Origin of the sequence: Actinomadura sp. 9N407, assembly GCF_044326315.1 — a bacterium.
Taxonomy (GTDB): Bacteria; Actinomycetota; Actinomycetes; order Streptosporangiales; family Streptosporangiaceae; genus Spirillospora.
The window spans coordinates 300,859-314,192 of the sequence record NZ_JBIRAW010000007.1 but is presented as its reverse complement, the minus strand read 5'-3'; the positions used below and the strand labels follow the sequence as shown (position 1 = coordinate 314,192).

At 70.0% G+C, this 13,334-nt stretch carries 14 protein-coding genes; 1 reads left to right on the top strand and 13 read right to left on the bottom strand.

Features of this window, described 5'->3' with window-relative positions; all coding sequences use genetic code 11:
- The first annotated feature begins 14 nt into the window (after positions 1-14).
- Positions 15-1,205, top strand: coding sequence for an NlpC/P60 family protein (locus ACH34Q_RS14160; RefSeq protein WP_395983333.1), 1,191 nt, complete (start codon positions 15-17; stop codon positions 1,203-1,205).
- A gap of 10 nt (positions 1,206-1,215) precedes the next feature.
- Here the strand turns inward: ACH34Q_RS14160 and ACH34Q_RS14155 are convergent, their stop codons facing one another.
- From ACH34Q_RS14155 to cpaB, 13 genes are all read right to left on the bottom strand, one after another.
- Positions 1,216-1,794 carry a hypothetical protein gene (locus tag ACH34Q_RS14155; protein WP_395983332.1) on the bottom strand — a complete coding sequence of 193 codons (579 nt, stop codon included), beginning with the start codon at positions 1,792-1,794 and terminating at the stop codon, positions 1,216-1,218.
- Between the two features lie 109 nt (positions 1,795-1,903).
- Entirely contained in the window at positions 1,904-3,376 is a 1,473-nt protein-coding gene (locus ACH34Q_RS14150) for a hypothetical protein (protein WP_395983331.1), read from the bottom strand.
- A gap of 30 nt (positions 3,377-3,406) precedes the next feature.
- On the bottom strand, positions 3,407-4,879 hold the full coding sequence (locus tag ACH34Q_RS14145) for an OmpA family protein (protein ID WP_395983330.1): 1,473 nt from the start codon (positions 4,877-4,879) through the stop codon (positions 3,407-3,409).
- A 156-nt stretch (positions 4,880-5,035) separates the two neighbouring features.
- Positions 5,036-5,278 (bottom strand): hypothetical protein, encoded by a 243-nt coding sequence (locus tag ACH34Q_RS14140; RefSeq protein ID WP_395983329.1) that lies wholly within the window; start codon positions 5,276-5,278, stop codon positions 5,036-5,038.
- 135 nt (positions 5,279-5,413) lie between these two features.
- Positions 5,414-6,082 carry a response regulator gene (locus ACH34Q_RS14135; RefSeq protein WP_395983328.1) on the bottom strand — a complete coding sequence of 223 codons (669 nt, stop codon included), beginning with the start codon at positions 6,080-6,082 and terminating at the stop codon, positions 5,414-5,416.
- A gap of 43 nt (positions 6,083-6,125) precedes the next feature.
- Positions 6,126-7,328, bottom strand: a complete 1,203-nt coding sequence (locus ACH34Q_RS14130; protein ID WP_395983327.1) for a sensor histidine kinase — start codon at positions 7,326-7,328, stop codon at positions 6,126-6,128.
- A complete protein-coding gene (locus ACH34Q_RS14125; protein ID WP_395983326.1) occupies positions 7,315-8,202 on the bottom strand; it encodes a type II secretion system F family protein in 888 nt (295 codons plus the stop codon). Before ACH34Q_RS14125 ends, ACH34Q_RS14130 begins: the two co-directional genes overlap by 14 nt.
- Positions 8,202-9,128 carry a type II secretion system F family protein gene (locus ACH34Q_RS14120; protein ID WP_395983325.1) on the bottom strand — a complete coding sequence of 309 codons (927 nt, stop codon included), beginning with the start codon at positions 9,126-9,128 and terminating at the stop codon, positions 8,202-8,204. Before ACH34Q_RS14120 ends, ACH34Q_RS14125 begins: the two co-directional genes overlap by 1 nt.
- 1 nt (position 9,129) lies before the next feature.
- Positions 9,130-10,569, bottom strand: coding sequence for a CpaF family protein (locus ACH34Q_RS14115; RefSeq protein WP_395983324.1), 1,440 nt, complete (start codon positions 10,567-10,569; stop codon positions 9,130-9,132).
- A gap of 3 nt (positions 10,570-10,572) precedes the next feature.
- Positions 10,573-10,920: a TadE/TadG family type IV pilus assembly protein gene (locus tag ACH34Q_RS14110; RefSeq protein WP_395983323.1), complete on the bottom strand. Its 348-nt coding sequence runs from the start codon at positions 10,918-10,920 to the stop codon at positions 10,573-10,575.
- The gene (locus ACH34Q_RS14105; protein ID WP_395983322.1) at positions 10,917-11,330 is read right to left on the bottom strand and encodes a TadE/TadG family type IV pilus assembly protein; all 414 of its coding nucleotides are present in this window, start codon (positions 11,328-11,330) and stop codon (positions 10,917-10,919) included. Before ACH34Q_RS14105 ends, ACH34Q_RS14110 begins: the two co-directional genes overlap by 4 nt.
- Entirely contained in the window at positions 11,327-12,541 is a 1,215-nt protein-coding gene (locus tag ACH34Q_RS14100; protein ID WP_395983321.1) for a CpaE family protein, read from the bottom strand. Before ACH34Q_RS14100 ends, ACH34Q_RS14105 begins: the two co-directional genes overlap by 4 nt.
- Positions 12,538-13,278: a Flp pilus assembly protein CpaB gene (gene cpaB / locus ACH34Q_RS14095; protein ID WP_395983320.1), complete on the bottom strand. Its 741-nt coding sequence runs from the start codon at positions 13,276-13,278 to the stop codon at positions 12,538-12,540. The genes ACH34Q_RS14100 and cpaB overlap by 4 nt, the downstream gene beginning before the upstream one ends.
- Positions 13,279-13,334: the final 56 nt, after the last annotated feature.

Sequence of the window (13,334 nt, the reverse complement as noted above, 5' to 3'; positions counted from 1 at the left end):
TCGGTGGTGGCAGGGTGAGAAGTGGGCGGTGGCGGGCGGTAAGCCGGGACGAGGGGTCGACCCAGATCGTCCTGCTGGCCGCAATGGTCTGCGCGTTCGCGCTGACGTTGATGGCCGTCCAGGTCGCGCGCGCCAACGACCTGCGCACGCGGGCGCAGTCGGCCGTCGACGCCACGGCCATCGCGGCCGTCACACCGCTGCGCGACCGGGCGGTGGAGTTGGCGCAGATGGGCCAGCCTGTCGGCGGTATCGGGCTCTGGGAGGTGGCCCCCAACCTCGGCGACGCCGACCCGTCCTACAACAGGGCCGCCCGCGACTACGCCACCCGGAACAACGCCGACCTGGTCGGCAAGGTCGAGCCGTCCGGCGCCGCCGGGCACACGATGAAGGCCAACGTCCGCACCAAGGACTGCGTCATCAAGAAGGATGACGAGCTCACCGAGAAGGACCGTGAGGATCTGCGCAACGGGCGCAACCTCTGCACCGACAGCGCTGGAAAGACGGGCATCCCCAAGGGACGCGGTACCGCCACCGCCATCGCCGAGCTCAAGCTGCCGGACTGCCAGGCCCACTCCATCCAGTTGCCGAACGGGACGTGGATCCAAAAGGACCTGGTCTGCGACGGCGTGACCACCTGGCATTACCTCAGGCAGGCCACCCCGCGCTCACAGATCCTCCGGCTCTTCAAGATCCGGCTGGTGGCGAAGGAGGACTCGGTCAAGTACACCGGGATCCCCGACTACGGAGTGGACCTGGCCTACACCGGGCCGACGCCCGATCTCAGTGACATCGACGCGTGCAAACTCGTCAAGGACATCCTGGCCAGCGCGTACAAGAAGATCGGCTACCCGTACGTGTGGGGCGGCGAGTCCTACGCCGAGGGCGGCTTCGACTGCTCGGGGCTCATCTACGCCTCCTACCTGGAGAACGGGGCGCCCATTCCGCGCACCACCTTCGGCCAGTGGCCTTATGGAGAGCATGTCGCCGCCGGGACGGAGAAGCCCGGCGACCTGGTCTTCTTCAACTCCGGCCCGGGCACCAGCAGCGGCAGCCCCGGCCATGTGGGACTGGTCCTCGACCCGAAGCAGAAGCTGATGATCGAGGCGCGCTGCACGGCGTGCGGTCCGATCCGTGTCTCCTCCTACCAGCGGCCGAACGTCGTCGGTTACACCCGCCCGCTGGCCAGGATGAACGCGGAATGCTGAGGGGCCGGGGTCACAGCAGCCCCCGCCGGTCGTCCACCCGGATGCTCTTCAGGACCCGCGGCAGGAGCGCCTGGCCCTCCCCTTCCTCGGGTGCTTCCGCGCTGACCTCGACCAGGGTGCGTTCCTCGGACAGGATCAGCATCCGGACGCCGCGCAGCCGGACCGACGCGCCGGTCGCGGTCTTCGTCCGGGTGACGATCTCGAACCGGTACGCGGACCGCGCCCCCCGTACCGTCACCGCGGCGGCGTCGAGGACCTGGTAGCCACCCCTGGACGCCGCAGCCTGGAACTGGGTCACCTTGTCCTCCAGGCGGTATCCCCAGCCGGCGGCGGTCACGACGCGGACCTGCGCCGAGTAGGCGCCCTTCTCGTTCGCGGGCCCGTTGAACTCCACCCTCGGGCGTCCCGAAGGGTCCGTGCCCTCCTTGACCTGCCAGTCCACCGGGTACGCCAGCCGGTAGTGGTCGGCACGGTAGGCGCGGAAACCGGGTGCCACATCGACGGAATCGGTGAAGTCCCTCCAGGGGACCCACCACAGGAGCGCCGCGGCCAGGGCCACCGGCAGGACGAAACGCAGCAGGTTACGCACGACCTCAGGTATATCGGCCGAGTGACCGTATGTTATGAGCCCGGAGACCCATTCCCGGCCCCAAGATCGCCCGGTCAGGCCGCTTCCCGGCCGCGCCCGCCGCCGGGCGTCACCGCCGCGTGTAGATCACCGCACCCGCGTTCGTGTACACGGGGCGCCACGCCGGATCGGAGCCGACGAGCTGCGTCAGCGGAAGGTCCTTCGGCCACAGCACGACCTCGATCCGCCGCCGGTCCAGGATCGCGTCCCAGCCGGCGCCGCCCTCGATGAGCGTCAGGTGCTCGCGCGCGATCGCGTCCGGATACATGTCGTACCGGTCGTCGATGAACACGCGCTGGCGGGGCCAGTAGGCGTGGATGACGTACCCGCCCCAGCCGTCCGTGGTGAGCAGGCGCCGGCCGAGCAGGCCGCGCTGCTCCAGCGCCCGCATCGCCTTCACGGGATAGTGGCGTTCCAGCTGGTAGCCGGGCTCCTGCAGGCGCCCGACCGTCAGCTGTGCCACCCCGAGCAGCAGCACACCCAGCAGCGGGACGTTCAGCAGCCGGCCACGGTCGCGCAGTTCCGGTACGGCGATGACGCGCGCGACGACCGGCAGCGCGACCAGGGGCGCGACGGCGATGTTGCGCTGGGCCCAGAACGCGAGCAGCAGGAAGGGCAGGCTCACCACCACGTCGCGCCGCTCGAGCCGGCGCCGGGCGAGCATCAGCGCTGCGAGGAAGACCACGATCCATACCCCGAACAGCATGCCGGGAGCCGACCGGAAGTTCGGCGACATCCATTCCACGACGTGGCTGAGCATGCCGCCGCGCAGCAGCAGCCGGAACGGGAACACGACGAGTTCGGCGCCGTAGGGATTGACGAAGCAGAGCCCGAACCCGATCACGCCGCCCAGCAGCAGGGACCGCTCCCGCCCCCGGGTCGGCCTGTGCCCGTCCAGGAGGCGGCCGAGCAGATGGAGCCCGAGGTAGCCGAATCCCAGCATGTAACCGCCGTGCAGGTTGGCCCACAGCCACATCAGCACCGGGACGGTGAGCGCCGGCCGCGCGCCCAGGCGCGAGTCGGGTACTTCGACGATCCAGACCAGCACGAGCATCGCGAGGATGCCCAGGAAGAGCGGCCGGCCCGACCAGAACGGCAGCGACGCCGCCACGGCCGCGACCGTCAGGAACGCCGCCCAGGCGCTGTGCCGCGTGAACCGCAGCGCCAGCCGGTAGGCCAGCATCGCGACCAGTGCCCCGACGGCCGCGTTGAGCACCTTGATCCCCGCGGCGCCCGCGAGGTCGTCGAGCAGCGCGTACAGGACCTCGGCCAGCCATGACTGGGCGATCCAGGGCGCGTCCGGAGCCGTGAAGGAGAACAGGTCCCGGCGCGGTACCCCATGCTCGAGGATCCAGTGCCCCGTTTGCAGATGCCAAAGGAAGGAGTTGTCACCGAGGGGCCGCAGCCCGATGATCCATCCGAAGCATCCGACGGCGAGGGTGAAGACGGCCGCGGTGGTGGGGACCCATCGCCGGCCTGGCGGACGCTCCGGGGCGGACGGCCCTTCGGCCTCGAGGGCCGGCGGGTCGTCTACTGCGGACATGGGGATCCGGAGCACCGCCCGGTGCCGGGCTCACTCGACCGCGACATTCTCGGCCTTCGCGAACCCGGGGAACTCCAGGGCGACGGCGGTGACGTCGGCCGGGACCTTGAACACCGCGTACATGCTCTGCTGCCCGCCCGGCGGCACCCTGTCGACCTCGGATCCCGCCTTCTCGTAGCGCATCACCAGCGCTCTGCGCTCGCTGTCACGCATGACGCGGAAGCGCTTGTCCGCCGCGGTGAGAACGACACCGCTGGGGCCGCTGTCGGTGTAACCGTCCACGGGAGGGGCCGTGAACATGGAATCGGCCGGGACGGGCGCGGATCCGCCGTTCTTCAGCGTCCAGGTCAAGACGGTGACCCCGTCGGCCCCCCGGCGCAGCCCCTCGACCTGGATCGACGCTCCCTTGGGCCCGTCCGTGGGCTGGAGCGTCCGCCCCTTCGCCGGCTGCGCTCCGGAGGCTCCGGGGGACGCCGTCGTGGCCGGCGCCGGCTTCGCGAACGTGATGGCGACCCGCCGGTTCTTCTTCCGCCCTTCCGGTGTGTCATTGGGAACGAGCGGTCGGGACGAGCCGTACCCCTTGGGCTGGTAGACGAGTCCGGGCTTGTTCACCAGCGGCTTCAGGGCCGCCTCGACGCTCTTGGCCCTGCGCTCGGACAGCGGCTGGTTGATGGCGGCGTTGCCCGTACTGTCCGCGTGGCCCTCGATCGTGACCGTCTTGCCCGGGGACCGCTGGATCTTGTCCGCCACCTCACGCAGCGTGGCCTGGGCCGCCGGGGTGAGGTCGGCCTTGTTGATCTTGAACAGGACGTCGGTCGAGATGCGGACGCTGAGGTCGTCCCCGTCATCGGCCTCGGATCCGGTTCCGGTCTCCGTCACGGCGGTCACCGGCAGCACCCGCTGCGGGCCGAGCTTGGCGGTGGTCGGGTCGACGCCCTTCATGCCGGCATCGAGATCGATCTTCCCTCCGGGCCGGCTCCCCACCGGCACCCCGACGAAGGGCGCGGTGGCGGGAACGACCAGGTCGAGGGTTTTCACGTCGGCGGGCGGAGCGGGAAAGGCGGCATCGAAGGTGAGCGTCCCGCCCGCCGCGACCTCCGGCGCGAAGGACCTGGTGCACAGGCACCTGCGGTCCGGACCCACCAGGGGGTAGTGGAGACGGGCGTTGCCGCCGTCGAGGAGCGCGATCCCGCCGACCGAGTTCGGGTCGTGGCTCAACTGGCCCTTGGGGTCGCGGGAGTAGGGGGCCAGGATAAAGGAGAAGGAGAACTTCTGGGCGGTGGGATTGTTCGCCCGAATTCGCGCGGTGACCACCTTGTCCGAAACCCGGTCCAGCGAAAGAAGGTCCAGCCGAATCTCCGGCTTGAACAGAACGGTCCGCGACTGCAGCACCTTCTCCTGGCCAGGGGAGGCGGGGGCGGAAGACGACGGAGCGGTCGTGCCCGGCGGGTCGTCGGAACTGCACGCGCCGACGAGCGCCACCGCGGCGAACACCGCCACCATGCGATAAATGTGAGGGCTGTGCGAAACCTTACCCACTCGGCCTCCTCGAGCTCGGCGCGACCACACCGACACATTGATACCGGAAAAGCCTGTGTGGAGGACCGGCAATGCCGGTCCTCCACACAGGCGGACTCCCTTTTCGCAGGAAGCGTGGCGTCAGGCGGCGGCGCTGCTGCCGGCGCCGCCCCCGTCGGTCCAGACCTTGCTGACGGCGCTGGAGATGAAGCCCACGATCGTGGTACCGATGCCGGAGCCGGCGACCGCGAGCGCGATCACGGCGATGAGCAGGACCACGGCGATGTAGGAGACCGGGCCTTCGCCGCGGTCCCGGTCGGACCCGCCGGAGTGGGTCACGATGAACGCGGACAGCCGGGCGGAGAGGTACTGGAGTGAGTTCATGTTCTTTCTCCTGCGTATTCGGTGCCGTCTTCAATTGTTGAAGGTACGGAACCGGCGACGCCGAACCCAGGGCCTGAAGGCCCAACCTAGGCCCATCCCGAAGACCCAATCCCAGGCCTTTCCTCACGGCTCCACTCATCGTGGCTCCACGGCCGTACCGAGCCACCGCGCGATCGCGGCGGCGCGATTCTCCACCGCGATCTTGGCGAAGATGCGATTGACATGGTTCTTCACGGTCTTCTCGGTGAGGAACAGCCGCTCGGCGATCTCGCGATTGGTCCGCCCCTGGGCGATCAGGTCCATGACCTCGGCCTCGCGGGCCGACAGGCCGAACCTCGCGCGCTCCTGCGTGCGGTCTCCCGAGGCCGGCGCCGGGTCGTCCGGGCGGCGCACCGCGGCCATCAGTGCGGTCACCGCCACGGGCGACAGCGGGTTGCCGGCCCCCGAGACGGTGTCCCGCACCGCGGCGGCCAGCTCCGCGGCCGTGAAGGAGCCGTGCACGAGGTAACCGCTGGCTCCGCCACGGATCGCCGTGCGGATGACCTCGTCGTCGTCGGTGTAGGTGAGCATCAGGACCCGGGTGATTTTGCTCAGGGTGCGCAACGCGGTTATCCCGTCGACGAACGGCATCCGAACGTCCAGCAGCACCAGGTCGGGACGCAGCCGCTCGGTCAACTCGATCGCCTGCGCGCCGTCCGCCGCCCGCCCCTCGACCCGTACCTCGCCCGTCGACTCCAGCAGGGCCACCAGCCCCGACAGGACGACGGGATTGTCATCGGCCACCACGACCTTGATCTCGGTCATCTCCCCGCTCCCAGTCCTGGTTCCGTTCGCTCTGAAATTCGGATCAGGCCACCTCGAGATCGGTGCGCTCGGCGGCCGGCCCGAGCGCCTCGGGCACCCCGATGGTGACGGTCGTACCGCCGCCCGGCCGCGAATCCACCGACAGCGAGGCGCCGACGCTGTGCGCGCGCTCCCCCATCCCGACCAGCCCGTAATGCCCCTTACGCGCAAAGCGTCCGAACCCGTCGGCGGCCTCGAACCCCCGCCCGTCGTCCTGGACGCTCAGCACGAGGCCATCGTCGTCGTTCCGCAGGAAGACCTGGACGGCGGTGGCCTCCGCGTGCCGCCTGACGTTCTCCAGGGCCTCCCGGAGGATCGCGACCACCTCGTACCGCGCCCGCACCGGCAGGTCCGCCGCCGCGTCGATGGTGATCGACAGGGCCGTTCCGGTCTCGTCCGCCCAGTCGCGCGCGATACTCTCCAGCCCCTGCGCGAGCGGCTGCTGAAAGACCTCGTCCCGCAGGTCCTCGATGAGCTGCCGGGCCTCCCTGGAGGCGATCTCGGCGGCCTCGGCGATCCGGCGGGCCTCGTCCTGGGCACGGGCCGGCGAACGGGTCACCCACGCGGGCAGCGCCTCGGCCGACATCGCGATGCCACGGAGGGTCTTGGCGAGCGAATCGTGCATCTCGCGGGCGAGCCGGGCGCGCTCCTCCGCCGCCGCGGCCGACACCTCGGCCCGGTGCCGGGCGCCGTCCGCCACCGCCTGCTGGTCGTACAACCGCCGCAGGCCGATGCCGACGAAACCGGCGATCAGATAGAAGCCCGGCATTGCCACCGTCGTCTGGAAGTTGATCAGCTCCGCACCGTTGGCCCCCACAGCGGCCGTGTAGTACAGCAAGATCTGCAGCGAGCAGAACAGCAGCATGCCGTTCCTGCCGTGCAGGAGCCCCGCCACCGCCGACGTCACCACGGTGAACAGGAAGAAGGGACCGGTCACGCCGCCGATCTGCAGCACCGTGTAGGCGGCGAAGACATCGAACCCGAGCAGTACCGGATACTTCAGCAGCGGTGGCACGAGCTGCTGCCAAGAGAACAGCGCCAGCGCGGACAGCAGTCCGACCCCGATCAGGATCAGCACACCGCTGACCGTCTGCCGGTTCCCGGGGATCAGGACGAGCGACACGATCGCGACCAGGATCCGTACCTGCATCAGCAGGCGGAACGTCGCCCCGAGCCGTGGCACGGCGAGCGGGTCAGCCGAAGACATCGCCGAACGACCCGTCGGTTCCGTACCACATCATGGCGACGATCAGCAGCATCATGGCGGGGAGCATCAGGAAGGTCACGATGAGCGTGATCTGCGGGTCGGCGCGCTGCGCCCGCCGCCGGGCGTACTGGAAGGCGTCCCGGCGCATGTCGACACTGATCTCGGTGAGCGCCCGGGCCAGCGGCGCGCCCAGTTCCTCGGCCTGCAGGATGGCGGTGACGAAGCTGGCCAGCGATTCGCTCTCGTTGCGCTGGCGCAGCTCCTCGAAAGCGCTGCGGAGCGGGGTCCCCAGCTCCATCTGCCGCAGTGCCAGCTGCATCTCGTCCGCCAGGTGGCCGGGCATGCTCTCGGCGACCCGCGCCAGGGCGTGCCGGAAACCGAGCCCGGCCGCCACGGTCACGGTCAGCACGTCCAGGAAGTCCGGCAGCTGGCGCTGGATCTCCTGCTGGCGCTCGCGGCTGAGATTCCACAGCACGATGTCGGTCTGGAGCAGCCCGATGACGAGAAGCACGGCGCCGACCAGGCCCTGGCCGGCCATCATCCCGAGCGCGCCCACCGAGCCGTAGACCAGGACGCAGCCCGCCTTGTTCGCGGCGTAGCCCTGCAGGGTCAGCCCGGCCGGCCGGCCGGCCCGGTCGATCCGCCGCCGCAGCCGGCTCTTGCCCGGTCCGGTGATCAGGCCGAGCACCGGCGAGGCGAACGGCCGGCCGATCGGGTTGATGATCGAACCGAAGGGTCCGAACTCGGGGGCCCGTTTCTTCTTGAGTTGCACCTCGACGTCGGCCGGGGCCGGCCGGCCGGAGGCTTTGAGGTGGTAGCCCCAGACGAAGAGCGGGACGAACAGGCCGGCGGCGAGGGACATGAACAGCGGCATCACACGTCGATCCTTGTCATCCGGCGGATCAGCAACAGGGCCGTGCTGAACAGCGCCAGCACGGCGACCAGGACGAATTGCCCACCCAGCGAGGAGGTCATCCGGTCGAGCGTCGCCGGCTGGAACGCCGCGATCCCGAGGAGCAGCATCAGGCCCAGCCCGCCGATCGCCCAGCCGGCCACGACCGACTGGCCGAGGATCGTCCGGACCTCGCGCCGGGTCTCCTTGCGTTCCTCCAGCGTGGTCGAGATGTTGCGGAGCGCGGTGATCAGCGAGCCGCCGGACCTGGCCGAGACGACCAGGGTGCTCACCAGCACGGCCAGCTCCCGCGAAGGCAACCGGTGCCGCAACTCGACCATCGCCTCGTCGAACCCCTGGCCCAGGCGCAGCCCTTCGGAGGTACGGGTGAGCTCGGTCCGGGCGGGTTCGTCCAGTTCGTCGGCCGCCATCTCGATCGCCGTCCGGATGGACAGGCCCGCCGCGGCCGCGTTGCCCAGCACCCGCGCCAGCTCGGGCAGCTGGCTGACGAACTCCTCGCGCCGCCGGTCCTCCTGGTGGCGCAGGTAGAGGAAGATCGCCCCGCCGAGCCCGGCGGCGAGGACGACCCCCAGGAACGGGGACAGGAACCGGCCCAGCACCACCATGATCACCAGCGCGGCCCCGCCGAACCCGAAGACGAAGGTCGACAGGCGGATGCGCACTCCCGCGGCCAGCAGCCGGCGGGACACCTGGCGCCCCAGCGTCGTCCGGCGCAGCCGTGCGTCCCAGCGGTCGAGAGCGGTCGCCATCCGGCGGTCCTCGTAACCGCGCGCGCCCCGGACGGCCTGTTCCTTGCGCTGGTCGAGGCCGCGCCCGAACTCCCAGGCGGCCCACACCACCAGCGCGAGCACCACCAGAAGGGCCAGCAGGATGAGGGGAAGGTTCATCTCAGCTCCCGTTCCCGGCCGGAGGGCCAGAGGGCGGTGGGGATCCGGCGTGCGGCGGACCTCCGGGAGGCACGGCCCCGGGCGGAGGCACGGACCCGGAAGGAGGCGAGGGGCTCCACTCGGGCGGGTGGCCGTTCTCGCCGGCCGCGCCGAACACCGGCGGGATCGCCTCGCCGGCGAACATGAGCTGGGTCACCAGGCCCTCGGGCAGCGGGTAGTGGGCGAAGCGGCCCCGCACCACCCGGTCCAGGCCGACCGGCTCCTGCTCGAAGCGCATGACGCTGGTGAAGCGCAACTCCTCCCGGCGGCCCGACACCATGGCCCCGATCTCCTTGACCCGGCGGGACCCGTCCGGCCCGCGCTCCAGGAACACGATCGCGTCGACGGCGCTGGCGATCTGGTCGCGAACCGCCTCGTACGGGATCTTCACCTCGCTCATCGAAGCCAGCGTCTCCAGCCGGTAGATCGCGTCCTCGGCCGAGTTGGCGTGCACGGTCACCAGTGAGCCGTCGTGACCGGTGTTCATCGCCTGCAGCATGTCGAGCGTCTCGGCACCGCGAACCTCACCGACGATGATCCGGTCGGGCCGCATCCGCAGCGAGTTGCGCACCAGGTCGCGGATGGTGACCGCGCCCTCGCCCTCGATGTTGGGCGGGCGGGACTCCAGCCTGATCACGTGTTCCTGCTGCAGTTGCAGCTCGGCGGAGTCCTCGATGGTGACGATCCGCTCACTCGGGGGAACGAATCCCGACAGCGCGTTCAGGAACGTCGTCTTGCCGGTACCGGTACCCCCGGTCACGACGATGTTGAGCCGCGCCCTGACCAGGGCGGCCAGCAGCATCGCGCTCATCTGGTCCAGCGTCCCCATGCCCACCAGCTCGTGCATCTGGTACGCGCGGGGGAACCGCCGAATCGTGATCACCGGACCGACCAGCGACAGCGGCGGAACGATGACGTTCACCCGCTCACCGGTCGGCAACCGCGCGTCCACCATCGGGCTGGACTCGTCCACCCGCCGGTTCACCTGCGCCACGATGCGGTCGATCGTCTGGTAGAGCTGCGCCTCGCTGGCGAAACCCAGATCGATCCGGCTGAGCCGGCCGGCCCGCTCCACGTACACGTCGTCGGGACCGTTCACCATGATCTCGGTGACCGTCGGATCGGCGAGCAGCGGCTCGAGCACCCCCAGCCCGAGGGCCTCGTCCACGATCCGGCGAATGAGCATCGTGCGCTCACGCGACGAGAGGACCGGGCCCTCACGGGTGAGGATGTGCCCGACCACCTTCTCCAGGCGCGCCCGCCGCTGCGCCAGATCGAGCATCGCCAGATCGTCGAGGTTGACCTCTTCCAGCAACCGCTTGCGCCAGTGCGAGATGTTCGCGCCGACGGCCTGGCGGGTATCGTCGCCGTCCCCGTTCTCCATCCGGTTACGCAGACCCATGACTCACCCTCCCACCGGCATCTCGACCTTGCGCGTGACGGACATGTCGATCGGAACGCCCTTGGCGAGCACGGGCACCTTCGCCCAGATGACGCACTCCACGTTGTCGCCGTCCTGCCGTACGGTCACCCGGTTGCTGTTGAGCCAGCCGGGCATCACCTGCCGGGCGGCCGCCTCGCCGGCGGACGCGCCGCGCATGCTGCCGACCCGGGCGCCGGTACGCGCCGCCTCCTCCACCTTCTCGATCACGCTGAACGCGACGTAGGCCTCGAAGCAGGCCACCACCACGAACAGGAAGAGCCCGATGGTGGCCATGTACTCGGTGGCGGCGGTTCCGCGGTCCCTCTTCATCGCACCCCCTCGTACACGACTTTGGCCCGAGCGCTCACCCGCGTCGGAAGCACGACGCCGGGGATCAGCAGCGGTGTCTTGATGCTGACCCGGACATAGCCGCAATCCTTGTGGAGGGGCACCGGGCTGCAGCGCTCGCCGCCGGGATAGACGACCTCGATGTTCTCCTCGTCGGCCCAGGCCCCGTAGATCCGTTTCACCGCGGCCCGCTCGACCTCGTCATATCCGCCGCCCACGGCGGCCACCCGCGCACCCTCGTTGGCGGCGTGACCGGCGTACGTGGCCGACATCCCGAGCAGGAACCCCTCCCAGACGATCAGGACGGTCACCAGGATGAGCGGGAGCAGACCGGTGAACTCCACGACCCCCGCGTCGGGAGGTACCTGCCTCGCGCGGCGGCGCCGGATCATGTCGCCTCCGCCTTCGCGCGTTTGGGGGCACCGCGGGGCTGGATGGCGGTGGCCGGGAGGATGCCGAGCTCCGCACCGAGTTGGCTCATCGCGCGTCGGAATCCGTCATGGTCCACACGGAGCGGTGCCCCGTTGTTGATCGCCTTCTCCAGCGCCCGGAACGCGGGCGGCACGGTGGTCTTCAGCGGCGTCATGCCGAGGATCCGGGCCGCGAAGTCCGGCTGGATCTCGTCCTTGCGGGACTGGCGGGTCAGCACGACGGCGATGTCCTCCTGCTTGCGGACCCGCAACCGTTTCCAGAGCTGTCCCAGCCGCTTGGCCGCGCGCAGGCACGGCAGGTCCGGGGTGACCGTGATGATCGCGCGGTCGGCCGCCTCGATCGCGGTCACCGACCCCTCGGTCATGAAGGCGCCGCAGTCGACGATGACGATGTCGTACCGCGACCGCAGCACGCCCATGATCTGCCGGGCCGCGGACGAGGTCACGTCCTCCGCCTTCTCGCCCTCCTGCGGGGCCAGCAGCACGTGCGGCCCGGCCTCGTGCACGAACAGGACGTCGGCGAGCATCGCCCCAGTGATCTCGTTGGAGACGCTGACGAGATCGGCGATGCTGCGACGGTGCACCAGATCGAGATAGGTGCCCACGTCCCCGGTCTGCAGGTCCATGTCCACTAGGCAGACCGAGGAGCCGGCCCGTACCCCGGCCAGGGCGAGTTGCACCGCGATGGTGGTGGTGCCAGTGCCGCCCTTCGCACCCGCCACCGCCAGAATTCGCCCACGGCGCCCGCCGACCTCAGGTCCACCCACATCGCTGGTGCCGAGCCAGCGCCGTACACCGCGCGACCACTCGGCCACCGCCAGCAACCGTGAACTGAGCTCATCGAGGCTGGGCGTGCGCCCGAGCACCCCGCGCGCGCCCGCCTCCAGCGCGCGGGCGAGCACCTCCTCGTCCAGCTGGTCGTTCAGCAGGACCGCGGCGACATGCGGTCGCCGCATCGCGATCTCCCGGACGAGATGCAGGCCGGAGTTCGGGCCGAGGTCGTCGTCCAGCAGGACGATGTCGAGTTCGTCATGCGAGCCGACCATGCCGAGCACGGAGTCGGAGTCCGCCTCGACGCCCACCACGTGAATGTCGGCCAGCTCGGCGATCTGGGTGCGCAGTTGCGCGGCCAGCGCCGGATCGCCCGTTCCGATGAGGACCTGGACGCTCATCGGTTCGCCTGCGTGCCGGTGGCCTGCGGGGTCTCGCACAGCCGGTTGAACGGCGGCTTGGCATCCTGTGCCCCGCCGACCAGGGCGAGCCGCACCTTGTTGGCGAAGCTCTCGGCGTAGGTCAGCTTCAGTGTCTGGTCGGAGTCCAGCGCGAACGTCACCGGCAACACCGACCCCGACGCGGCGGCCTGGCGGGGCTCGTTGTCCTGCCCGCCGCCGCCTCCGCTGCCCTCGCGGGTTCCCGCCTGGACCCTCCCGACGTTGATGACCTGGACCCGGTTCAAGACGCGCACCGCGCAGGCGGCGGTGACCTCGCGGCCGTTCTGGGTCGAGTCGAACGTCGCGTACACGTCCACGATCGAGCCGTTCATGACCTTGCCCGCCACACCGGTCTCCGCATCGATCATGATCGCGATCTCCCGCTGGCCGGGGCTCAGCTGCGGCGCGTCCAGGAGCATGCCCTGCTGCAGGTAGGCGCCCTTGGGGATACTGCCGGCGGCCACCTTGCCCTGCAGGTCGGCGATGTTGGTGATGAAGGCGGCCGTCGCCCATTTCTTGGGCACCTGCGTCTGCTTCATCTGGGCGGCACTGATCGGCTGGAACGCCTCGATCGGCGACTGCACCTGCAGGACCGCCGTCATATCACCGACCGCGGCATCGGCATCGGCCTGTACTTTGCCGACGTATCCGAGCACTGTGACGAATACGAAAACGGCTCCCAGGGCAGCCAGGATCATCAACAGCACACCACGTCGCTGGCGGGGGTTCATGTCACTCCGTTCCTACAGAGTCC

What these genes read in the sequence shown, in the direction of transcription:
- ACH34Q_RS14150 (WP_395983331.1), bottom strand. Translation starts at nt 3,376, where the DNA reads ATGTCCGCAGTAGACGACCCGCCGGCCCTCGAGGCCGAAGGGCCGTCC.
- ACH34Q_RS14145 (WP_395983330.1), bottom strand. Translation starts at nt 4,879, where the DNA reads ATGGTGGCGGTGTTCGCCGCGGTGGCGCTCGTCGGCGCGTGCAGTTCC.
- ACH34Q_RS14140 (WP_395983329.1), bottom strand. Translation starts at nt 5,278, where the DNA reads ATGAACTCACTCCAGTACCTCTCCGCCCGGCTGTCCGCGTTCATCGTG.
- ACH34Q_RS14135 (WP_395983328.1), bottom strand. Translation starts at nt 6,082, where the DNA reads ATGACCGAGATCAAGGTCGTGGTGGCCGATGACAATCCCGTCGTCCTG.
- ACH34Q_RS14130 (WP_395983327.1), bottom strand. Translation starts at nt 7,328, where the DNA reads ATGTCTTCGGCTGACCCGCTCGCCGTGCCACGGCTCGGGGCGACGTTC.
- ACH34Q_RS14125 (WP_395983326.1), bottom strand. Translation starts at nt 8,202, where the DNA reads ATGCCGCTGTTCATGTCCCTCGCCGCCGGCCTGTTCGTCCCGCTCTTC.
- ACH34Q_RS14120 (WP_395983325.1), bottom strand. Translation starts at nt 9,128, where the DNA reads ATGAACCTTCCCCTCATCCTGCTGGCCCTTCTGGTGGTGCTCGCGCTG.
- ACH34Q_RS14115 (WP_395983324.1), bottom strand. Translation starts at nt 10,569, where the DNA reads ATGGGTCTGCGTAACCGGATGGAGAACGGGGACGGCGACGATACCCGC.
- ACH34Q_RS14110 (WP_395983323.1), bottom strand. Translation starts at nt 10,920, where the DNA reads ATGAAGAGGGACCGCGGAACCGCCGCCACCGAGTACATGGCCACCATC.
- ACH34Q_RS14105 (WP_395983322.1), bottom strand. Translation starts at nt 11,330, where the DNA reads ATGATCCGGCGCCGCCGCGCGAGGCAGGTACCTCCCGACGCGGGGGTC.
- ACH34Q_RS14100 (WP_395983321.1), bottom strand. Translation starts at nt 12,541, where the DNA reads ATGAGCGTCCAGGTCCTCATCGGAACGGGCGATCCGGCGCTGGCCGCG.
- cpaB (WP_395983320.1), bottom strand. Translation starts at nt 13,278, where the DNA reads ATGATCCTGGCTGCCCTGGGAGCCGTTTTCGTATTCGTCACAGTGCTC.